The following is a 255-nucleotide window of genomic DNA, read 5'->3' as shown; positions in this document are numbered from 1 at the left end:
CACAGGTTGACCGATCCTTAGATTGATGATCGGATTTATTGAGCAGGCTTCCAGTTGTGCGGAAGTAGTTCGCTGATGCGGCTGAATGGTTGCAATGGTAGCCTTTCCAATACGTCCTTCATATATCCGTAAGGATCGTGACCGTTGAGCCGTGCTGAATGAATCAGACTCATGATCGCCGCAGCACGTTTGCCTGCACGCAGGCTACCGGCGAACATCCAATTCTTTCGCCCCAGTGCAACGGGACGAATCTGG

Annotated in this window: 1 protein-coding gene; it reads right to left on the bottom strand. The window is 51.8% G+C overall.

Annotated elements, in window-relative coordinates:
• Positions 1 to 35: 35 nt before the first annotated feature.
• Positions 36 to 255: transposase domain-containing protein (locus tag H8K32_RS20075; RefSeq protein WP_186914414.1), on the bottom strand; the 220-nt coding region annotated here is incomplete at its 5' end.

Origin of the sequence: Cognatundibacterium jejuense (assembly GCF_014284255.1) — a bacterium.
Classification (GTDB): domain Bacteria; phylum Pseudomonadota; class Gammaproteobacteria; order Burkholderiales; family Burkholderiaceae_D; genus Undibacterium; species Undibacterium jejuense.
Note: the sequence above shows the minus strand (reverse complement) of the source record. Positions and strands in the feature narration are given on the sequence as shown.